Annotated in this window: 24 protein-coding genes; 22 read left to right on the top strand and 2 right to left on the bottom strand. The window is 33.3% G+C overall.

Annotated features, from left to right (window positions below; genetic code table 11):
* Positions 1-13 precede the first annotated feature (13 nt).
* From NY607_RS15825 to NY607_RS15765, 13 genes are all read left to right on the top strand, one after another.
* Positions 14-1,306, top strand: a complete 1,293-nt coding sequence (locus tag NY607_RS15825) for a hypothetical protein (protein WP_259419959.1) — start codon at positions 14-16, stop codon at positions 1,304-1,306.
* Between the two features lie 46 nt (positions 1,307-1,352).
* On the top strand, positions 1,353-2,135 hold the full coding sequence (locus NY607_RS15820; RefSeq protein ID WP_259419958.1) for a thiopeptide-type bacteriocin biosynthesis protein: 783 nt from the start codon (positions 1,353-1,355) through the stop codon (positions 2,133-2,135).
* Positions 2,136-2,148: 13 nt separating this feature from the next.
* Positions 2,149-2,868, top strand: a complete 720-nt coding sequence (locus NY607_RS15815; protein ID WP_193767361.1) for a SagB family peptide dehydrogenase — start codon at positions 2,149-2,151, stop codon at positions 2,866-2,868.
* A 2-nt stretch (positions 2,869-2,870) separates the two neighbouring features.
* Positions 2,871-3,671, top strand: a complete 801-nt coding sequence (locus NY607_RS15810) for a hypothetical protein (protein WP_237898830.1) — start codon at positions 2,871-2,873, stop codon at positions 3,669-3,671.
* 10 nt (positions 3,672-3,681) lie between these two features.
* Positions 3,682-4,581, top strand: a complete 900-nt coding sequence (locus tag NY607_RS15805) for an ABC transporter ATP-binding protein (protein WP_131520949.1) — start codon at positions 3,682-3,684, stop codon at positions 4,579-4,581.
* Positions 4,574-5,365, top strand: a complete 792-nt coding sequence (locus NY607_RS15800) for an ABC transporter permease (protein WP_131520948.1) — start codon at positions 4,574-4,576, stop codon at positions 5,363-5,365. Before NY607_RS15805 ends, NY607_RS15800 begins: the two co-directional genes overlap by 8 nt.
* Before the next feature lie 183 nt (positions 5,366-5,548).
* Positions 5,549-5,713, top strand: coding sequence for a thiazolylpeptide-type bacteriocin (locus NY607_RS15795; RefSeq protein WP_131520947.1), 165 nt, complete (start codon positions 5,549-5,551; stop codon positions 5,711-5,713).
* Between the two features lie 24 nt (positions 5,714-5,737).
* Positions 5,738-5,902 (top strand): thiazolylpeptide-type bacteriocin, encoded by a 165-nt coding sequence (locus NY607_RS15790; RefSeq protein ID WP_131520947.1) that lies wholly within the window; start codon positions 5,738-5,740, stop codon positions 5,900-5,902.
* 24 nt (positions 5,903-5,926) lie between these two features.
* Positions 5,927-6,091 carry a thiazolylpeptide-type bacteriocin gene (locus NY607_RS15785; RefSeq protein WP_131520947.1) on the top strand — a complete coding sequence of 55 codons (165 nt, stop codon included), beginning with the start codon at positions 5,927-5,929 and terminating at the stop codon, positions 6,089-6,091.
* Positions 6,092-6,359: 268 nt separating this feature from the next.
* Positions 6,360-7,655: a sensor histidine kinase gene (locus tag NY607_RS15780; RefSeq protein WP_131520946.1), complete on the top strand. Its 1,296-nt coding sequence runs from the start codon at positions 6,360-6,362 to the stop codon at positions 7,653-7,655.
* On the top strand, positions 7,652-8,401 hold the full coding sequence (locus tag NY607_RS15775; RefSeq protein WP_259419956.1) for a LytR/AlgR family response regulator transcription factor: 750 nt from the start codon (positions 7,652-7,654) through the stop codon (positions 8,399-8,401). Before NY607_RS15780 ends, NY607_RS15775 begins: the two co-directional genes overlap by 4 nt.
* Before the next feature lie 157 nt (positions 8,402-8,558).
* Positions 8,559-9,125, top strand: a complete 567-nt coding sequence (locus NY607_RS15770; protein ID WP_193767360.1) for an accessory gene regulator B family protein — start codon at positions 8,559-8,561, stop codon at positions 9,123-9,125.
* Entirely contained in the window at positions 9,118-9,267 is a 150-nt protein-coding gene (locus NY607_RS15765; RefSeq protein WP_131520943.1) for a cyclic lactone autoinducer peptide, read from the top strand. The genes NY607_RS15770 and NY607_RS15765 overlap by 8 nt, the downstream gene beginning before the upstream one ends.
* A 473-nt stretch (positions 9,268-9,740) precedes the next feature.
* Here the strand turns inward: NY607_RS15765 and NY607_RS15760 are convergent, their stop codons facing one another.
* Positions 9,741-10,232 carry an SRPBCC family protein gene (locus NY607_RS15760; protein ID WP_131520942.1) on the bottom strand — a complete coding sequence of 164 codons (492 nt, stop codon included), beginning with the start codon at positions 10,230-10,232 and terminating at the stop codon, positions 9,741-9,743.
* Between the two features lie 135 nt (positions 10,233-10,367).
* Here NY607_RS15760 and NY607_RS15755 point away from each other — a divergent pair, with 135 nt between their 5' ends.
* Positions 10,368-10,733, top strand: coding sequence for a YybH family protein (locus tag NY607_RS15755; RefSeq protein WP_066037968.1), 366 nt, complete (start codon positions 10,368-10,370; stop codon positions 10,731-10,733).
* On the opposite strand, the gene NY607_RS15750 is transcribed toward NY607_RS15755, so the two are convergent.
* The gene (locus NY607_RS15750) at positions 10,730-11,524 is read right to left on the bottom strand and encodes a sulfite exporter TauE/SafE family protein (protein WP_259419955.1); all 795 of its coding nucleotides are present in this window, start codon (positions 11,522-11,524) and stop codon (positions 10,730-10,732) included. The two genes, NY607_RS15755 and NY607_RS15750, sit on opposite strands and share 4 nt — an antisense overlap.
* A gap of 112 nt (positions 11,525-11,636) precedes the next feature.
* Here NY607_RS15750 and NY607_RS15745 point away from each other — a divergent pair, with 112 nt between their 5' ends.
* The 8 genes from NY607_RS15745 to NY607_RS15710 all read left to right on the top strand — a co-directional run bounded on the left by NY607_RS15745 (position 11,637) and on the right by NY607_RS15710 (position 18,486).
* On the top strand, positions 11,637-12,206 hold the full coding sequence (locus NY607_RS15745; RefSeq protein ID WP_259419954.1) for a nucleotidyltransferase family protein: 570 nt from the start codon (positions 11,637-11,639) through the stop codon (positions 12,204-12,206).
* A 21-nt stretch (positions 12,207-12,227) separates the two neighbouring features.
* A complete protein-coding gene (locus tag NY607_RS15740) occupies positions 12,228-12,692 on the top strand; it encodes a DinB family protein (protein WP_259419953.1) in 465 nt (154 codons plus the stop codon).
* Between the two features lie 10 nt (positions 12,693-12,702).
* Positions 12,703-13,533 (top strand): helix-turn-helix domain-containing protein, encoded by an 831-nt coding sequence (locus tag NY607_RS15735; protein ID WP_048394085.1) that lies wholly within the window; start codon positions 12,703-12,705, stop codon positions 13,531-13,533.
* A 204-nt stretch (positions 13,534-13,737) separates the two neighbouring features.
* A complete protein-coding gene (locus tag NY607_RS15730) occupies positions 13,738-14,721 on the top strand; it encodes an ABC transporter substrate-binding protein (RefSeq protein WP_259419952.1) in 984 nt (327 codons plus the stop codon).
* Positions 14,722-14,875: 154 nt separating this feature from the next.
* A complete protein-coding gene (locus tag NY607_RS15725; protein ID WP_259419951.1) occupies positions 14,876-15,883 on the top strand; it encodes a FecCD family ABC transporter permease in 1,008 nt (335 codons plus the stop codon).
* A gap of 28 nt (positions 15,884-15,911) precedes the next feature.
* Positions 15,912-16,907: a FecCD family ABC transporter permease gene (locus NY607_RS15720; protein ID WP_259420000.1), complete on the top strand. Its 996-nt coding sequence runs from the start codon at positions 15,912-15,914 to the stop codon at positions 16,905-16,907.
* Positions 16,908-16,936: 29 nt separating this feature from the next.
* Positions 16,937-17,716 carry an ABC transporter ATP-binding protein gene (locus tag NY607_RS15715; protein ID WP_259419999.1) on the top strand — a complete coding sequence of 260 codons (780 nt, stop codon included), beginning with the start codon at positions 16,937-16,939 and terminating at the stop codon, positions 17,714-17,716.
* On the top strand, positions 17,716-18,486 hold the full coding sequence (locus tag NY607_RS15710) for an alpha/beta hydrolase (protein ID WP_259419950.1): 771 nt from the start codon (positions 17,716-17,718) through the stop codon (positions 18,484-18,486). Before NY607_RS15715 ends, NY607_RS15710 begins: the two co-directional genes overlap by 1 nt.
* Positions 18,487-18,590 lie beyond the last annotated feature (104 nt).

The following is an 18,590-nucleotide window of genomic DNA, read 5'->3' as shown; positions in this document are numbered from 1 at the left end:
TTGGAGGTAGATTATGAATAATATTGAATACGATTATTATAAAAGATATTCTGCATTAAGATATGATTTAGTGCATTTTACTCACGCTACTCCTTATGTGAAGAAACAATATTCTTTAAAAGGGGAATTTCTAAAGATTGAAGATTCATCTTTGTACAAATTAGTTTCAGGGATAGCAGAAGCAAGTTTAAAAATTAATCGATATGAAATTCTTTCAAGGTATCAAGACCATAATAATTCTCCTTCAACGAGGAACATGCACTCTTGCCAATTAATATTTATTATTGATAGTAAAATATTTTTCTATGATATGTACGAGGATAAATTCATTTTGCTTAGTTCAGAGAGTCAAAGTACCTTTTTAAAAAGTAAAATTTATATTATCGGATTTTCAGATATCTTAAATATCTCAAGATATTATGGAGAATTCTCTCTCTATTTAAGTATGTTAGATGCAGGGCATGTTTTAGGAAACATAAAAAATTTTTTAAGCTTTAATAAATTATCTTGGCAACAACACTTGTCTTTCAATTACTCAATTGTTTTTAATAAGATTCTTAATATAGATGATTGCGTATATGGATCCTTTGTCATTGAATTAGAGAGGCCAAATGGTGAATTAAATTTGGGTCACTTTGAAAGAGGTATTGAGAGAAAACGGATAGCGGAAACAAAGTTTTTCAATGAAATCAAATGCTCAAAGCATATTACAGAAATTATTAGCAGTATAAACAATGGGGCGACTGACTTTCAATGTAAGCAGTACTATCCAATTGATTGCAACTTCCATTCTTCAGTTAACAGGAATTCTGCTCATAATATGGTAGGTAATTTCAATTTAAATTCAGATGTGATTTTAAACAAATTTGAAGTAGCTACTTGTCTTTCTAGATTAAATAAATTCAGGAATCTAATTAGCATGAACAAGATCAATTATTGTATTTTGGAACACCATCAAATAACTTTCCAAAATGGAGTCGTTTGGGACAAGGAAGTCGAATTTTCTAAGGTTCTTTATAATGATCATCAATTTTTTGATCTTAATACATTTAATAAAGTTGTTGTCTTTTACACAGAAGATAAAAATATAGTTCGGAAAGGTCTATTACCGATTCTTCTCTCAGCTGGAGAATTGATGCAAGGCTTTTGTCTATACGCTGCAGAAACAGGTAATGCTTTTCGACCAATGAAGAATCATCATGACTCATATTTAAAAAAGTTATTAGAGTTAAATGATGATTCAGAGATTAATTATATTGGAGTGCTTTGTAGCTCACCTATTCAACAAATAAAAATGACTACTTAGGGTAGAGCGATCTTAATAACACAATATGATGGGAGAGGTGAAAATCATGTGGCATTCATTCCATGTATATATTCATGATTACAAATTATTAGATGAATATTTACAAAGTGAATTTGAACATCTTATCTGTAATAATTTGCAAAGTGATATTGACTATTTTTTTATTAGATATTGGTTAGGTGGTCCTCATATCAGATTGAGAATCAAAGAAAATGTAGACTTTGATGCAAAGATCTTTTTAAAAATATTAAAAAAATCGGTGGATAATTTTTTGTCCTATAAAACGCCAGTACTAATTGATAGAGAAAAATTTTATACACCTGAAATGCTAAAAGGAGAGGGGATCACAGAGGTATTCTGGAAACAACACGGTACTGTGGAATTGGATGAGTATAAACCAGAAATTCCACGATATGGTGGTGAAAGAGGGATATATTACGCTGAAAAGCTATTTGTACAAAGCTCTAAACTTGCACAAAAATTAAATAAGATGAGTTTTTCCAAAAGGTTATTTGCAGCAATCGATCTCCTATATTTCTCATTTGAAGTAAAAGATAAAACTGAAATGGCACAAAAATATTGTGATCTATGGGAGATATATCATAAAAATGAATCGAGCCTAAAAATGATTACCTCCTTAACTTCCAGAAGAGTTTCATATCTCAAAGAAAACCGAGATAAAGCATTTAAAATATATGAAGAATATATCGACTTATTGAAGAATAATCCGACTAAAATAATGTTTTCTCACATTCATATGACAAATAATCGAATTGGTGTTTACCCAGAATTAGAGTATTGCATTGCTAAAAGCATCCAATTAGCTTAAGGAGTTAAAAATGATGAGAAATAATATGAATTCGACAGTTTTATGGGATACAGAGGTTGACAGATCTTTATTAAGAAGAACATTTCATTCAAAAACAATATCTAGAAAAGATTACACCTCAGTACAAATAAAGAAGGTCAAAACAAAAAAAAAATGGGAGACGAAACCAGGGATTTTTCTTCATAAGAGAGCTCCTCAAAACGATATTGAAAAGCTATTGGTAAATAGAAGAACACGGAGATATCCATCAAATAGAGAAATAAATATACAAGATATCTCTGAGATATTACAATTTGCTGCTGGGATAACTGATGAGAAAAACAAATACTTTTCCTATCCCTCTCCGGGTGCTTTATATCCATGTACTCTTTTTCTTAGTATTAATTTAGCTGGTTTCAAAGAAAAAATTTATAGATATAACCCATATAAACACCAATTAGAAGAATATGCTGACGCATCAATAAGAAGTGCCGATTCAATTATCATTGACACCAATCTAAAGAAATTTCCTGTAAAGATTTTCTTTACAAGTGATTATCAGCTCTTAGAAGAGAAGTATGGGGAATTATCATATCGTTTATTAAATCAAGAAATAGGACATATCGCACAAAATATTTCGTTATATTCAGAATTTGTAGGGTTAAATACTACCTGTATTGGTGGATTTTATGAAGAAGAGTTTAAAAGATATATTCCTGAATACGACCTATTATATGCAATGGTGGTGGGCTAAATATGTATATGGTATTAGATTCTGAATATCGTTTATTCAATGATTTTAATAAAATTTATATTGAACATATATTTAATAAGAAAATCATTGAATTATCCCTTAAAGAAAAAATTAATTTAGATTATTTTAAAAGAACATTGTATTTTGGTACAAATTTAAACTTTTTGAGTAACTCAAAAAAGAAAGAAGATCAATTAATCATTTATTTGTTAAAAAAAGAAAATCATATCTTCTTATTATCATCAGAAATAAAAGATATCAATCGCGAACTTAATTGTAGAAGTCTTTATATGATCTGTGACGAGGTAGGGACCTCCCGTGAAAAACTTTTAGATTTTAAAAACACTATGAGCAACACTGGCATTGATATTATCGGAGATAGTAGTGGTAGTCTATCTAGTTATTTGAAAGATAATGGATTCTTGGTTAATAAATCTAGAATCGTTGGTTATAACAAAATATTGATTGTAGAGAGAAGCTCAATAGTAGCACCAGTAAAAAGTCTTTTCAAAGATTACAATTGTATACTTCCATATTCTGTTGTCGACATGTCGATTGGTCCCTGTCTATTTAAGAATGATCAGAATCTTGATGATTATAATCTTTTAATTGAGGATAGTGAAACAAATAGAATTCCATCTCAAGCTAACTTAACATCCATGTACTCACTAATAATAAATACTGTTTTGTACTTAATAAATAATGTTCATCAGGAATTATACATCGATGCGGGTTTACCTATTAATAGAAAATTCAAATTTAGTCTACCCGACATGGGATTGAGGGCTTTCTCGCAAGATTAGGAGGTAAAAAATGAATGTAATAGAGATTAAGAATGTTTCAAGAGAAATAGAAGGTAGAAAAATACTGAAAGATATCAACCTAGATATAAAAAAGGGAGAAATAATAGCAATTTTAGGACATAATGGTGCAGGTAAAACTACATTAGTTAATACAGTTATGAAATTAGTTAGACATTCGGGGGCTATTGAATATTCCTTTAACGAAAAGGAGTTATATAAAAAAATAGCATATCAGATGCAGACTTCATCATATGAAGACGAGGCTAAAGTTCTGGAAGTGTGTCTTCTCTATAAACAAGTCCTTCAAAGCAAAATCGATATACAAGAATTATTACGAGAATTTGATTTAGATAAATTTCAGCATTCTTATATTAAAAATCTATCTGGTGGTCAAAAACAATCACTCTCAATTTTGCTCACATTAATAGGTGAACCAGAGGTGCTCATTTTTGATGAATTAACAACAGGTTTAGATTCACTTAAACGAAGAAATATTTGGGATACTATTAAGAAAATTAATAAGTACAGTGGTACTACGATTATTCTAACAAGCCATTTTCTTGACGAAGTTGAGTATTTAGCAGATAGAGTTGTAATTATGAATCAGGGGAAAATAGAACAAATTGGAACTGTTTTTGATATAGTGAATGTCCAATTTAAGGATACTAAAAAAATGGAATTTGAAACTGTGTTTCTAGAAAATCTGGAAATCATTTTTGAACGGAAAGTAAAAGTTTCTAATAATAAAGTTTCTTTTACGTATAGAAGTAACGAGGAAGAAGATATTTATAAAAAAGTGAAGAAGATAGCTGGAACTAATATTGTTATGAAAAACTTTTCATTCGAAGATGCCTTTTTGCAAATGTTAGGTTATAAATTGGTGAATGGAGGAGAGATACTAAATGACTAATTTATTAAATCTTTCACAGTTTCAAATCAAATTACTTTTTCGAAATTATAAAGGATTGATCTTGGGATTTTCTCTACCCATTATAATGTTTTTTATATTCGGTAATTTATTATCAGAATATTCTATTTACGATGGCATGCCATTAAATAATGCCTTAGTTCCAGCGTATATACCTATTATTATTATTAACGGAGTATTGGTCATTTTCGGACAGAATTTTCTAGTTTATAAAGAACAGGGTAATCTCTTGAAATATAGGCTTCTAGGAATTAGCGAAATTACTGTAGCTACCAGCATATATATTGCCACATTTATTTTCCAAGTATTAGCAGCGATAACTCTAATTATATTTGCGTATTTAACTAAAAATGTAGAATTTCCTTTTGAGAGTATACTGAAAATTTTGTTAGCCTTTGTGATTATTAATTTTTTTGAATTTGCTATTGTGTATTTTGTTACATCTTTTATTAATAAGAGCACTACTTATCAGAGCTTATCATTAATAATTTTTTATTTCCAAATTTTCTTAGGAGGTCTTACTTTTCCTCCAGAGATGTTCCCATCTTTTTTAAAGGAAGCTGTTTATATTTTTAATCCAATTATTTATGGGTTAGAAATGATGCGAAGTTTTTGGTTGCTAGATGGATCAATCTTGGACAATCTTAAAGAAATATCTGTACTAATTGGATGGGCAATATTCTTTATTACTTCCGGAATGATTGTAAATTATAGGAAGAAAATAACGTATAAAAGTAATAAATTGTTAATATTTCAAGGTGAATAAGTCAGGAATAATAGGACTTCAATCAAACTTCGTATTGTTGTTATTGATAAATATATGACATGAATTTAGTGAATGTAAAAAGCAAGAGTGCTACTAGAAACTGTTATTAATGTTAATGGCTGCTCAACATATAGCTCTAGCTCATGTTGTTCATCATAAATAAAAAAAGTGGAGGAAAGACTTATGAAAAAAGAAACACTTATGGAAGAATTATTCTCAGATATTGAGGACATGGACTTTGTAGAAATCAATGAAGCAACAGCACTACCAGAAACAGCGGCAACAAGCGGATCAATGATAAGTAATGGCTGCTCAACATGTGGCTCTAGCTCGTGTTGTTCATCATAAATAAAAAAAGTGGAGGAAAGACTTATGAAAAAAGAAACACTTATGGAAGAATTATTCTCAGATATTGAGGACATGGACTTTGTAGAAATCAATGAAGCAACAGCACTACCAGAAACAGCGGCAACAAGCGGATCAATGATAAGTAATGGCTGCTCAACATGTGGTTCTAGCTCGTGTTGTTCATCATAAATAAAAAAAGTGGAGGAAAGACTTATGAAAAAAGAAACACTTATGGAAGAATTATTCTCAGATATTGAGGACATGGACTTTGTAGAAATCAATGAAGCAACAGCACTACCAGAAACAGCGGCAACAAGCGGATCAATGATAAGTAATGGCTGCTCAACATGTGGTTCTAGCTCATGTTGTTCATCATAAATAAACTATCAAAAACACTAGCTCAAAATTTAGGCTAGTGTTTTTCTTTTTGTCAAAAGAAGTTATTAAATATGAAGTAAAATAATCGAAAAGTTATAATTACTCATTGTAAATAATCACACTTTATACTTATCACCATTATGTTGAAGTGTTTACTTTTCATCAAATACAGACTATAATAAACGGAAAAATGAGAATAGTTTCCATAAAAATATATTCCTTACATTGTTTTTGATTTGGATTCTTCTGGTTAAAGGTGAGTGAGAAAGTGAACACTATTTTTTCGGTTGAGTTTGTAGGACTGTTTTTACAATATTTTTTTATTTTTTTATGTGGTGGTTATTTAATAAGAGTAGCGAACAAAAAAATATACATATTAATTACCTTTATATCTGTATTTTTTATAAGTATGGTTTATTTTAAGCTAAATGTACTTGCTACTGGAGTTCTATGGGGAGTACTATCATTAATTTTAATAAGATATTCTAGAAAAATTGATTTTTCCTTTTTTGCATCATCAATGTCCATTCTATTATATATTTTATCGGATTACATAATTGTTTACCTATTAAGTTCTTTTGAATTAATGACAAATCTTGTTTTTCGTTTCATAGTTGGGACATTTCTCTATCTAGGTATTATTTATTTATTAAAAAAGATCATAGATAAATATACATATTATTTTAAAAGTACTAGTTTCCCTTTGATGATTTCCGCTGTCGCTTCTTCATTAACGGTGATAATTTATTTGGTGATAATTTCTATAGAGAGAGCTATAGAAAGCGGGATCTCTATGGAAAAGACAAATTCAGTGTTCATTGTTGCGTATGCCCTTGTTTCAGGTTTAGTTTGTTTAGCGATCATTTACGCAAAGAATAAAATGTATGTAGCAAGAGAAAAACAAAAAGAGTTGACATATCTCTTAGAATACTTAGATCAGATAGAGAGTAATTATAATGAAATGAGAAAATTCAAACATGATTATATGAATATCTTGATTTCAATTGAAAGCTTCTTAGAATCTAATGATATTCAAGGGTTAAAAAAGTATTATTATAATGAAATAAAATGGACATCACAAAACTTTGATCGAAACTCATTTAAATTGTCCCAATTAAGTAATTTACAAGTAAAAGAATTGAAAAGTTTATTGGCCAATAAATTAATGGTATCGCAAGAAAAAGGTATAGATACCGAAATCGAAATGAGAGAAAAAATAAAAAATATACCGGTTGACTCCGTTGTTTTAGTACGTTCCTTAGGGATTATCCTAGATAATGCCATTGAAGCTGCTGAGGAAATAAATAATGGAAATATCAGAGTTGCTATAGTAAAAGATAATCAAGTTATAAAAATAATAGTAGCAAATTCTTGTCATAAGGACATACCTAAACTTTTTTTATTGAAAAAAGAAGGTTTTTCTACAAAAGGAGAGAATCGTGGTTTGGGTTTAGGTAACCTAGATCAGTTATTGAGTAAAGCTAAAAACATAATTCTTGAAACTAAAATTGAAAGAGATGTATTTACTCAAATCCTTACTATTAATGGGGAGGTGAGAGTATGATAAAAGTATTTGTGTGTGAGGATAATGAAAAACAAAGAAATATTATATCTAATATAATTCAAAATTATTTAATAATGCAGGATTATGATATGAAGTTTGAACTTTCAACAGAAAATCCTAATGACATCATATCCTATTTGGAGCGTAATAAACTAAACAATGGCTTATATTTTCTAGATGTTGAGTTAAACTCAGAAATGAATGGAATTTCTTTGGGGGTAGCAATTAGGAAGTTAGATCCTTCTGCAAAAATAGTTTTTATAACAACTCATACAGAATTAACATATTTAACTTTCCTCTACAAAGTAGAAGCAATGGATTATATACCAAAAGATAATCAAAAAATTATGCAAAATAAAATTATTGAATGTATAGATGTTGTAATGGAGAGATACTTAAATTCAGGGGCTTTGATTGATGATAATATTGTAGTTAAAGCTGGTGAAACGAGTATAAGATTAAATGTAAATGAAATTTATTTTATTGAGTCTTCCTCTGTTCCACACAAGCTAGTTGTTCATCTGAACAATAGGACAATAGAGTATTATGGAAAGATAAAAGAAGCTGAAAATTTAAGCCCCAAGTTTTACAGATGTCATCAATCTTATGTTGTAAATATTGATAGTATTCAAGAGATAAATAAAAAAAATAGAACAATAACGATGAAAGACGGAGAAACGTGCTATGTTTCCACTCGATATTTAAAAGAATTACTTAGAAAGTTTGAATCTTCTATAAAAGAATAATAAAAAGTGCACTTAAATTTTCAAAAGTGCACTTTTTTATTTGTTTAGATAACACTTTTTACTTTAAATATATGTTTTAAGAAAATTTAATCATCATTAAATAATACGATGTAGAATCAGTTTAAAGAGAAGGGGGAGGCTAATGAGGAATCTATCGATGGAAGAAAAACTATCATGCTATTTAACAGATATTATCAATAAAAATATTCAATTAAGTAAAATGGAATTAGCAAAGATAAATTATGGCATAGCCACTCTTTTGATCAACCTAATAAAGGTGAGCTTAATTTATAGCGTATCTATTATGTTAGGTGTTGTAAGTGAAACCTTAGTTTGTCATTTGGTTTTTTGCATAATGAGAAGATATTGTTATGGGCTACATGCTAAGTCAAGTATTGTCTGTTCAATAATCGGAGTATTGTACTTTTCGATTGGTCCTTTTATTGTACTAAATTACTCGTTTAGTATTACTCGAGAGTTAGTAATATTACTCGGAATTATTTTTGAAATTATTATTTATTATAAAGTTCCAGCTTATACGAATAACAGCAGAGTTGGTGACTCAAAAGAGAAAAGAAAGAAAGCGTTGATTATTAACTTCCTTATAATTTGTGGAATACTAATGTTAAATGATGAACAATTAAGGCTTATTTCATTTATGGGGATTTTTTTATCAATACTTCTTACAATACCTATAAAAAAAGGAGATATGACTAATGTTTGAACTAAATGCTATCAAAGTAACAAAGGAAAAATTGTGTTTGTTTTTTGCTATACTTGCTATAAGTATTGGAGAGATGGCTATAAATAACTGTTGTCTTTTAGGGATCTATGAGCCTTCATTACCTGAAGAATTAAAAAAATAACGATTTATTCTGCTAACGGATAGTAAGTATCTAAAATATTTACTGAAGCGATTAGGAGGTAAAGAAAGCTGAAAAATAACAAGAAGAACCCATATTCTAATGAGAAAAGAAAAAAGAATAGAGATTTAAAGTTAAGTATTACATATGGTTTAATTAGTTTTCTAGTGATCATAACTAGTTGGACAGTTGTAATTGCGATAACTAATGGCGACATTGATATGTTACAGATTAATTTTGATAGATTACTTAAAAATATAAGCAGTTACACTTTGATGTCTTCTTTATTTGCTGGATTAATCATTAGTGGAGTATTTTATTTTTATATATTTCCAAGAAAAACACACAACTCAAAACAACCCGATAAGTAAAAGGTAGATTTTGTAAGTATCATGAGAGATACCTATATGATAAGATTTTGATTAAAAATATAACTCCTGAAGCATTTTGCTAAAGGAGTTTTATACATTATAGATTTAGATTTTTTCAGTCTTAATCACAAGTTGCTTATAGTTTGTAAAACATTTTTGCCATTCTTTCATCGGAAACTCTTCATGTATAGTTCCGCTTAAAAAGTCTGTTAGTTGGTTTAGGCATATATGCCACCCTGCTAAATCCTTCGGTGTATGCTCTGTCAGCTCTTGAAGTGTCTCCACTACTACCAATAATGAACCATCGTCAGTAGAAGATAGTTCAAATCTCACCGTATCTGTTCCCCAATCAAATTCTAGTACTTCTTTCTCAGCATAATCTGTGATGGTTATTTCCTCAAAGGTACCTGTTCCATCATTCATATTAAAATGTATTTTCCCGTTCTTACGAAGATCAATGATTTCTAGATTACTCATCCACTTTTGTAGGCTTTCATTGTTAGTAAGCACTGCCCAAACGGCATCTACTGAATGTGTCAGTGGTCGTTTGAATGTTGCAACATGACGATTGGATTGTTTTTCAATAGTAGCTAACATAGACATCCTCCATCTTTATTGTTTTGACTTCATTATAGGTGTTCTTCATTAGCTGTCCAAGCAGAAGGTCATTCAACAATTATTATTTCTAAGAAGTCAATCTTAGGATAATATTGTTAAACAGGGGGAGTGAAGATGACACATCAACAAGCATTGGAACATTATATCCAAGCAACAAATACCCATGATTTTAATCAAGTAAAGGCTATTTTGCATCCACAAGCAATTTATTGGTTCTCTGATAAAACATGCACAACAACAGAGGAGATTGAGGCTTATTTCAAGCATGCATGGAATGTCATTAAAGAAGAGGTTTATTCAGCTACTGATGTAAAATGGTTAACCGTTGATGAAACGACGGCTACCTGTCTTTATACATATCACTATGAAGGCTATCATAACGAAAAGTTTGTATCAGGTAGCGGTAGAGCAACTAATATTTTTACATTAGTTAACGATCAATGGAAGGTAATTCATGAGCATTTGAGTAGTGGTCATTAAATTATTTTCAATGTAACTTGAACAAGCAACAATATAATAATCAATGTTAGTAGTGTTTTGGCTATTTTTAATGGAATGTATGGGAGCACTATAAGACCTAATTGGGAGCCTATAATGGAGCCAATTGCCATAGCAATTGCATAGTGCCATTGAATAAAGCCAGTGTGATAAAACACAATAAATGCTCCTGTACAGCTCCCGAAGAGGAGTACTCGAGTGAGCTGTACAGCCTTTATGTAAGTATGATGAGTACGTAGATAGTGTAAGATGCTAAATGTCGAAGAGCCAGGGCCGAAACCACCATCATACATAGCGATGAAAAATGGTTGCCAAAAATGAGGTGCTTGATGTTCTAGCGAATCAGGAACTTCCGTCCACGCCTTATTTTTCAAAGTTACGACTAAAGCCAAAAGAAGTAGTACACAGGCCATATAGTTCATAGTTTGCTCAGACAGCGAAACCGCTAAAAGTGAGCCGCAAATCCCCCCAACAATAGCAAGAGCTATATATTTGATGATAGATGTGAGATGTAGCTCCTTCTGATAGAGTAGAAAAAAAATACTGGATAAAGATGAAATGCCTGTCGAAAATTTGTTTGTGGCAATACTTGTTTGAATAGGGATACCGACAAGCATCATGGCAGGAAGTGTAATTAGTCCACCACCCCCTGCAAGTGTACCGATAAAAGCAGCTACCATCCCGATACATACGAGTGTTAAAGAAATGTTTGTATAGAAAAGTCCAACTAAGCTAAGTAGTACAAATAACAACAGCATGATCATTTTATTCATAAGCTTCTCCCTTTCTTTTATTAGCTTTAGGGTAAATGGTGTTAATGTATAAATCTAATATATAATTTTTAGTGATTTATAAATTTAATTTATATTAATGGAGGCTGACAGAATGAGGTTGCTTCAATCGGAGGAAGAGCTGAAGAACTTAATTGCATCTGATGACTGGATGATGAGCATTTTATCCACAGTAGAAAACTTGCAACTACCAGATTGGTGGATATGCGCAGGAATTATTCGCTCAAAGGTATGGGATTACCTTCACAATAAGGAGGAAAGAACACCAATTGCTGATATTGATGTGATATATTTTGATAAAGAAAATTTAGCAGAAGAAGTAGAGAAGCAGTATGAGCAAGAACTGAGAATGTTATCTCCAAACGAGCCTTGGTCCGTGAAAAATCAAGCACGAATGCATGTCCTAAATGGTAGTAAACCATATCAGTCTGCTGTTGATGGAATCTCTCATTTCCCAGAAATCCCAACGGCAATTGGAGTAAAATTATCAGATGGGGTACTAGAGATTGCAGCACCGTACGGTATTCATCTTTTAGGAGCAGGCATAGTAGAGCCAACATCGTTTTACCTAGAAAATAAGTATGCCTATGCGATTTATCGTCAAAGAATTCAGCATAAACAATGGCATTTATGTTGGCCAGAATTGAAAATTCATCTTCAATAAAAAAAGAAAGAGGGGGAACAATTGCAACAAGATAAAACCTATGTCATTAAACACTATATAAAATCTTTAGATTGGATAGATAATTTACGAGGGTTATCTGAGGCACAATGGCGTATGCCCATTGAACCTGGGAAATGGTCGGTTGCAGAGGTAATTGGGCATCTTCCTCCATGGGACAAGTTTGTGCAAAAGTACCGAATTCCTTTTCTCTTTACAGATGAGCGTCTGCCGAAAGGGCCAGATGTAGCACATTTGAATACGATGGCAGCTAAGAAAAGCCGTGAACAAACAATGGAGGAAACATTGAATGATTTTATTTCCACAAGGCGTCAATTATTGCAGGACATTCAGCAATGGACAGATGAGCAATGGCAACAGTCATTTAAAATTGGGCAGTCAGAAATGACTATAATCGACTATTTTGTAGGATTAATCAATCATGATTTACATCATTTTTCACAGATTCAGAATGTTATACATGTATAGGAGTTAGCATATGGATATCAAGTATTTAATTGATTACTTTGCACATGCTTCTGTAAAATTTACAGATGTTTTTACTAAAAAAATGGAGCCAGGTGAAGTAGATGCTGGTAGAACAACAGCTCCAGAAAAGTGTGGTTTAGTAGTGCCACTTGCAGGGAGTGCGATCTTTAGCTTTAATGGAACCCCCTATATGATGGAGCCAGGAATGATTGCCCATGCTGGCCCCCAGATGCCGATAGAAGTGAGAGCGACTGGCCATAAAGGTTGGGAGTATGCAGTTGTTCATTACAGCCTACCTACAGAAGAAATAAATCTATATCCACTAGCCGAGCAACATTTTCTAATCAATACAGGCTTTAACACACAAATTATTAGCCATGTTCAGCAATTAGTAGAAAGCTATTCCTTTCCTGGTAATATGGCTGTATTCAAGTCTAAGACATTATTTATGAATTTGTTGGAAGATATCCTTGTAGCGGCAAAAATGCAGGTTTTAGATAGTGCCAGCGAATTAATGGAACAGGCATTACAGTATATACATGAAAATTATGCACAGCAAATCTCAGTATCAAATATCTCGATGGAATTGGGCATTGAGCGTCGTCGTTTTGCTTATTTATTTGAGCAGCATACAGGTATGAATCCAAGTACATATATAACAGAATACCGTATACGACGTGCGAAAGACTTACTAGAATATGGTGGAATACCTGTAGCTGAAATTGCAGAATGTGTTGGATATGTAGATTGTTTTTATTTTAGCAGAGTATTTAAAAAGTGTACGGGTTTATCTCCCTCAGCCTATCGCAAGTTAAAAATAGAGGAAGCCAGATATGTATAATTGACTGTTTCTTATAAAAAAGAAGCAGTTTTTTTATTGCTTAAATCGGCAAAAATCCATGTCATTTTCGAAATCGTCCATTCACAATCTATTTTCACTTTGTTAGGATAGTATCCGTAAATGATAATGAGTATCAATTATATATTGACTTATATATGAAAACGATTATCATTATCAATATGAGCTCGTTAGGGGAGAATATCTATGAATAAATATTTTAAAATGTGTGCACCAGCACTATTAGCATTATCACTGGCTGCATGTGGAACAGACAAAGCAGAGGAAGCAACATCAACAGCTAATACAGCAGAGACAAGTGCAACAGAATCACAGACAGAGCAAGCTAAATCAACGCAGACCATCACGTACTTAGGCGAGCAATATGAGCTACCAGCCGAAGTAAAGAACATTGTCGCTGCCAGTCTTGAATCAATGGAAGATGCGGCAATGCTTGGTATTAAGCCAGTAGGTGTTCTAGAAGTAGGTGGAAAAGTTCCTGTCTATCTAGCAACAGATTTTGAAGGAGCAACACTTGTAGGAAATAAAATGGAGCCAAATGCAGAAGCCATTCTTAATCTGGATCCTGATGTAATTGTGGGTACTTCGAAATTCCCTGAAGAAACGGCTGAAAAGCTCAACAAAATTCAAACAATGATTCCATACTCACATATTTCAACAAATTGGAAAGAAAATTTAACATTGCTTGCACAATTAGCTGGGCAGGAAGAGGATGCAAAGAAAATCATCTCTGACTATGAAGCCAAAGTTGCTGATGCCCAAGTAAAATCCAAGGAGCAATTAGCAGATAAGCAAGTATTAATCATCCGTGTTCGTGGTGGAGTGATGTACATCTATCCAGCAGGCGTTTATTTAAACCCTGTTCTATATGAAGATTTAGGAGCACCTGTACCAGAAGTTGTTACAACAGCTAAGGCGCAAGCGGAACTATCACTTGAAACATTAGCACAAGTAAATCCAGATGTGATTTTCCTGCAATTCGAGGATTCAGAGAATAAGGATACGCCAAAAGCTTTAGAGGAGCTACAAAAGAATCCAATTTTCACTAGCTTAAAGGCAACACAAAATAATCAAGTTTTCGTCAACACAATTGAGCCATTAGCACAAGGTGGTACTGCTTGGTCTAAGGTGAAATTCTTAGATGCTGCGGCTGAAAAATTATTTAAATAGTATAAACAGGCTGGTAGTAGATTTGGTGATATCACCGGGCTATTACCAGCCTTTTGTAAGATGTGGCATTTTTCATTGCAGGCGTTGTTAAGGGTATACACTTAAGTGATTGATATTGTGTACCGCAAAATGGATAAAGAAAAAGGTGTGAAAGTTGAAAAAAACAAACATAGTGTCGTTTTCAATATTAGCGATATCTCCTTTCCTTATTGCCCTTGTGGCACTTATTTCTGTTATGTATGGGACAAAAGATATTAGTGCCATTACAGTATGGCAGTCGATGACAGCATTTGATCCATCAGATGTCGATCATCAAATTATAAGAATAGGCCGTATTCCAAGAGTTGCCGCGGTATTACTAGTTGGAGCATTTTTAGCAGTTGCCGGTGCAGTCATGCAGGGGATTACACGAAACTATTTAGCCTCGCCTTCATTAATGGGTGTCAATGATGGCTCTGCATTTGTCATTACATTAGCCATTGTTTTTTTTCCAGGGCTACCAAACTATCAAATGATTTTATTATCGATGCTTGGTTCTGCATTGGGAGCTGGTATTGTCTTTGGTTTTGGCTCGTTAATCCGCAATGGCTTATCTCCAGTAAGGCTAGCCATAATTGGAACGGTCATTGGCACATTTTTAAGTAGTATTGCTACTGCTATTGCGATGTATTTCCAAGTATCACAAACAGTAAGTGCTTGGTATAACACAAAGGTACATATGGTAAATATGGATATGCTGATTCTTTCTATTCCATTTGGTTTAACTGGGTTGATCTTGGCTTTATTATCGGCAAAAGCGATTACCATTACTTCATTAGGTGAAGATATTGCCATGGGGCTAGGACAGAAAACAAAAGCAGTACGTATTATTAGCATGCTAGCTGTCGTATGTTTGACAGGGACAGCGGTTGCACTTGTAGGGAAAATCGCCTTTGTAGGGTTAGTCATACCACATATTACACGCTTCCTTGTTGGTGTTGATTATCGCTATATTATTCCTTGTGCAGCTGTCATTGGAGCCTTTTTCTTAGCGCTTTGTGATGTCCTGAGCCGCGTTGTCAATTATCCATTTGAAACGCCAATTGGTGTCTTAACCGCATTGGTCGGTGTACCATTCTTCTTATATTTAGTTCGTAAGCACGGAGGTGAAAAACGTGCATAAAAAAACCTCAAGTGTATTCTTTTTAACCATGCTGTTGCTTGTTTTAATGATTTTAGTTGCGAGCTATTTACATATTACAAATGGTGTTTTTGATATGTCTGTAATGGATGTCATCAAAACATTGCTGCGGATCGAGTCAAATTCAAAGTTTGATCTTGTTATATTTGAATTCCGTTTACCTCGGATTGTCATTGCTGGACTTGTCGGTATTGGCTTAGGTATGGCAGGAGTTGTATTACAGGGAATTACACGCAATGGACTAGCAGATCCAGGAATATTAGGGATTAATGCTGGAGCTGGTGCAGCAGTCGTACTATTCATGTACTTCTTTCAAGTAAAGCTAGTAAGTGCAGATATGAACAGCTGGATGTCAATTTTAATGATGCCACTATTCGGTTTTATCGGTGGAACAATTGCAGCTATCCTGATTTTTTCATTTGCTTTAAAAAATGGTCATCTGGATATGCAGCGATTAATCTTAACTGGTATAGCTATCAATAGTGGATTTGGAGCTTTGTCCTTGTTCCTATCCTTAAAAATGAGTGCACAAGATTTTGAATCAGCGGCTATTTGGATGGCAGGTTCAATTTATAATGCGAATTGGATCTTTGCGCTTACGATGCTACCTTGGCTTTTGATTTTAGGAATATATGTGCATAGAAAATCATATTTACTCGATTATTTTCAGCTTGAAGAGGATAGCATCACAAGTTTAGGAATAGCTGTTGAAAAGGAGAAAATGAAGCTGTTACTAGCCAGTGTAGGTCTTGTCAGTGCTTGTGTATCTGTATCAGGGAGTATTGGCTTCATAGGTTTAATGGCCCCACACATTGCCAAGCAGCTTGTTGGTATTCAGCACCGTTATGTTATGCCAGTGAGTGCTTTAATTGGTGCAGCTCTGTTAATCCTCGCTGATTTTATTGGTAAAACCGTTTTTGCACCATCCGAACTGGCTGTAGGTATTGTCGTTTCAATTATTGGGATTCCGTATTTCTTGTATTTACTGGTGAAATCTAAGGCATAGGAGGAAATGGCGTGCAAACTGCATTTAGAATGGAAAACTTGGCTTCAGGTTATGAGCAGGTACGTGTCTTTGAAGGATTAAATTTAACGATAGAAGAGGGCAAAGTGACAACAATCATCGGTCCGAATGGTTGTGGTAAATCTACACTCCTTAAGACGATAGGACGTATTTTAAAAAAACAACAAGGTACGGTATATTTGCAGGAGCAAAATATGCAAAATTTATCGACCAAAGATATTGCCAAGAAACTAGCAATATTATCTCAAACACCGATAGCTCCTGGTCAATTGAAAGTGGAGGAGTTAATTGCGTATGGTCGCTATCCACATCGCAACAATGTCAATCGTTTAACGAATAAGGATGAGGAAATGATTGAATGGGCTTTAACGGTTACTAATACGATGGAATATCGAAATAGGGAGCTTGCCCAGCTTTCAGGTGGTCAGCGTCAGCGTGTTTGGCTAGCTATGGCCTTAGCACAAGAAACAAATATCTTGCTATTGGATGAACCTACTACTTATTTAGATATGGCGCATCAGCTAGAGGTATTGGACATTGTTAAAAGTTTAAATGAGCAGCACAGCTGCACAGTAGTGATGGTTCTACATGATATTAACCACGCGGCCAGATATTCAGACCATCTTATTGCAATGCGTAAGGGTATTATTATGCAAACTGGCACGCCACAGGAAATTTTAAGTGCTGAGGTAATGCGTAAAGTATTTAATATTGATGCACGCATTATGGAAGATCCTGTAACCAATACACCTGTATGTTATGGCTATGAAATTTTGAAGGAGGATATCTAATGAATACAACTAAAGTAGACTACATTACACAACAAATGACTTCAAAATTGACAAATTATGCGTACACGATTAACATCTATGTGCCAGAGGAGGAAGCACCACAAGATGGCTTTCCAGTTTTGTATGTACTTGATGGCTCATCCTATTTTAACCTTGTAAAGGAAGCGGTGCGTCTACAAAGTCGTAATGCACCAAAAACAGGTATCCTTCCAGCTATTGTTATTGGAATTGGTCATGGCGACGATATGCGTGAAAGAAGATTTTATGATTTTACAGCACCTGCGGAGTCTTATATTTATCCAGCAAGATTTAAAGGAAAAGGTCATGAGAAGCTTGGAGGAGCAGTGGATTTTAGTGGCTTTATAGAAGAAGAGCTAAAGCCGACGATTGAGGCACAATATCCAGTAAATCAAGCACAGCAAGCTTTATTTGGTCATTCCCTAGGAGGTTACTTTGCACTGTGGCAACTATTTCACCACCAATCCAGCTTCCAACGCTATCTAGCTATTAGCCCATCCATTTGGTGGAATGAGCATGAATTAGTGCAATGTGCTTCAGTATTTCTGAACGAGCATCAAGACATGAACGAAACTTTGTTTTTGAGCGCTGGTGAACTTGAAACCTTTATGGTGGATGATGCGCGCCAAATGGCGACAGTATTAGAAAAAATAATGAATGTTGAATTTTATGAGGCTTTAAACGAAAATCATGCTTCGATCGTACCCACTGTTATGAGTAGAGCCATACGTTTTATGCATAAATCACATTAATAGTAGACCGCATTGTCTTTTGATAATGCGGTTTCTTTTTTATTTATTAATAAAATTAACGAATGATACGCATAATAAAGGAAATTTGGTCATCTGTCTGGGAT

Source organism: Lysinibacillus sp. A4 (genome assembly GCF_024919535.1).
In the GTDB taxonomy this organism is placed as follows: domain Bacteria; phylum Bacillota; class Bacilli; order Bacillales_A; family Planococcaceae; genus Lysinibacillus; species Lysinibacillus capsici.
Note: the sequence above shows the minus strand (reverse complement) of the source record. Positions and strands in the feature narration are given on the sequence as shown.